Annotated in this window: 3 protein-coding genes; 2 read left to right on the forward strand and 1 reads right to left on the reverse strand. The window is 68.3% G+C overall.

Annotated features, from left to right (window positions below):
- The coding region (locus CVO76_RS10320) for an acetoin utilization protein AcuC (protein WP_244185883.1) at nucleotides 1-912 on the reverse strand (912 nt) is incomplete at its 3' end.
- Between the two features lie 137 nt (nucleotides 913-1,049).
- Between CVO76_RS10320 and CVO76_RS10325 the strand changes: the two genes are divergently transcribed.
- Together CVO76_RS10325 and CVO76_RS10330 are read left to right on the forward strand one after the other, a co-directional pair.
- Nucleotides 1,050-2,462 (forward strand): TrkH family potassium uptake protein, encoded by a 1,413-nt coding sequence (locus CVO76_RS10325; protein WP_208739171.1) that lies wholly within the window; start codon nucleotides 1,050-1,052, stop codon nucleotides 2,460-2,462.
- Nucleotides 2,455-2,836, forward strand: a 382-nt coding sequence (locus CVO76_RS10330; RefSeq protein WP_208739172.1) for a potassium channel family protein, incomplete at its 3' end; no start/stop codon positions are given. The genes CVO76_RS10325 and CVO76_RS10330, both read left to right, overlap by 8 nt.

The raw sequence follows: 2,836 nt of genomic DNA on the forward strand, positions 1-2,836 counted from the left end.
GGTGGCGATCCACCGCCCGCCGCACAGGCGGTCCGCCAGATCCCGCACGGCGACCATCATCGCGTGCTGGGCGTCCACGCTCACCCGGAGGTTCGTCAGGGGATCCTCACGGTGGGAGTCGCAGCCGTGCTGGCTGACGATCACGTCGGGCGCGAAGGCCCCGGCGAGCTGCGGCACGACGGCGTGGAAGGCCCGCAGGACGGCGGCATCGCCCGCGACGGTCGGCAGGGCCACATTGACGGCGTAGCCCTCGGCGCCGGGCCCTCCCGTCTCGTTGGCGAAGCCCGTGCCCGGGAAGAGGCTCATGCCCGTCTCGTGGAGGGAGATCGTCATGACGCGGCGGTCGTCCCAGAAGATGCTCTGCGTCCCGTCCCCGTGGTGGGCGTCGACGTCGATATAGAGGACGCGCTGCGCGCCGCGGTCGAGCAGCCGCTGGACGGAGGCGGCGGCGTCGTTGTAGATGCAGAAGCCGCTGGCCCGCGAGCGCGCTGCATGGTGCATGCCGCCGCCGAAGTTGACCGCCCGCACGGTCGTGCCCTGCAGGATGGCATCGGCGGCACCGAGCGAACCGCCGGCCAGACGGGCACTGGCCTCGTGCATCCCGGCGAAGGCGGGATTGTCCTCCGTGCCGAGTCCGTGCGCGGCGTCGGATCTGTCCGGATTGCTGCTGACGAGCCGGACGGCGCTGATGTAGTCGGGGCTGTGGACGCAGGCGAGGTCCTCGTCCGATGCCACGAAGGGCCGCGCGACCGTCACTCCCCGGCGGTCGAGCAGGCCGCAGTCCCGCGTGAGGCGGGCCGTCAGGTGCAGCCTCTCGGGATTCATGGGGTGCAGGCCACCGAAGTCGTAGGCCAGCATCGAATCGTCCCAGACGACCTGGAGGGGTACCGCTGGCCCGGAGTGCGTAGACATCCCTGCAAGGCTACGCGATGGCGGATATTCCGACGATGCCCGCGGGTGAGATGCTTTACTACTGCAGGAAGACAACAAGGGGCGGTCACCGTGCCGCTTCGGCGGGAGGACCGGCAGACGGGGCAGAGCGGGCGTCAATGCTAAGTCAACAGCCGCGGTGGCTGAAGGACGATCAGAACGGATACTTCAGGCTGCTGGCCTCGATCCGTGACTTCGTCGACTCCTTCGCCAACAGCTCTCCCGCCCGGCTCGCCCTGTTCATCTTCAGCGGCGTCATCCTGCTGTTCACCGCGCTCCTGAGCCTGCCGATCGCGACCACCAGCGGCGAGGTCACGGTCCTGCACGACGCCTTCTTCACTGCGGTGTCCGCCGTCTGCGTCACCGGGCTCACGGTCGTCTCCACGGCCACCCACTGGTCCTTCTTCGGGCAGCTGGTGATCCTGCTCGGCATCTTCATCGGCGGACTGGGCACCCTCACGCTCGCATCCCTGCTCGCGCTCATCGTGAGCAAGCGGCTCGGCGTCCGCGGCAAGCTGCTGGCCCAGGAGGCGCTGAACAACGCCAGCCGCCTGGGGGAGATCGGCACGCTCCTGCGGATCGTCATCGTCACCTCCGTGGTCATCGAGATCGTGCTCGCCGTCGTCCTGATCCCCCGCTTCATGATCCTCGGCGAACCGTGGTGGCAGGCGCTGTGGCACGGGATCTTCTACTCGATCTCCGCCTTCAACAATGCGGGATTCACGCCGCACAGCGACGGACTGGTGCCCTACGAGACGGACCTCTGGATCCTGACACCGCTCATGGTCGGCGTGTTCCTCGGCAGCCTCGGGTTCCCCGTGGTCATGGTGCTCGTCCAGGTGCGCCACCGGTTCAGCAAGTGGACGCTCCACGCCAAGCTCACCGTGTCCGTGTCGCTGATCCTCCTCGTCGCGGGGACGTTCGGCTGGGGCTTCCTCGAGTGGGAGAACGACCGCACGATCTCCGGACTCAGCGTGGTCGACAAGAGCATCCACGCCCTGTTCGCCTCCGTGATGACACGCTCCGGCGGGTTCAACCTCGTGGACCAGAACGACATGAACACGACGACGATGCTCCTCACGGACGCGCTCATGTTCGCGGGCGGCGGGTCCGCGTCCACGGCCGGCGGCATCAAGGTCACCACGATCGCGGTCATGTTCCTCGCGATCGTCGCCGAGGCGCGGGGTGACGCCGACGTCCGCGCCTGGGGCCGCACCGTCCCGCACGGCGCCATGCGCGTCGCGATCTCGGTCATCTTCATGGGTGCGACGCTCGTCCTCGTCGGCAGCGGCCTGATCCTCGCGCTCTCCGACGAGCCGCTCGACAAGGTGGTCTTCGAGGTCATCTCGGCCTTCGCGACCGTGGGCCTCAGCACCAACCTCAGCGCCGAACTGCCCCCTGCGGGCAAGTACGTCCTGTCCGCCCTGATGTTCGCCGGGCGCATGGGCACCATCACGCTCGCCTCGGCCCTGGCGCTGAGGCAACGCAGCACGCTGTACCGCTACCCCGACGAGAGGCCGATCATTGGCTGAAAGACCCGCCCACAACGCACCCGTCCTCGTGATCGGCCTCGGCCGCTTCGGTGCGGCCACCGCCGAGCAGCTGGTCCGGCAGGGCCGTGAGGTGCTCGCCATCGAGCGCGATCCGCAGCTGGTGCAGAAGTTCGCGAGCATCCTCACGCACGTCGTCGAGGCCGACGCCACGAACATCGACTCCCTCCGCCAGCTCGGCGCGCAGGAGTTCTCCGCCGCCGTCGTCGGCGTCGGGACCTCGATCGAGTCGAGCGTGCTCATCACGGCGAACCTCGTGGACCTCGGGATCGACCATCTCTGGGTCAAGGCGATCACGCCCTCGCACGGCAAGATCCTCAAGCGCATCGGCGCGAACCACGTGATCTATCCCGAGG

Origin of the sequence: Arthrobacter agilis, from assembly GCF_002953615.1 — a bacterium.
In the GTDB taxonomy this organism is placed as follows: domain Bacteria; phylum Actinomycetota; class Actinomycetes; order Actinomycetales; family Micrococcaceae; genus Arthrobacter_D; species Arthrobacter_D agilis_B.

What these genes read in the sequence shown, in the direction of transcription:
- CVO76_RS10325 (WP_208739171.1), top strand. Translation starts at nt 1,050, where the DNA reads ATGCTAAGTCAACAGCCGCGGTGGCTGAAGGACGATCAGAACGGATAC.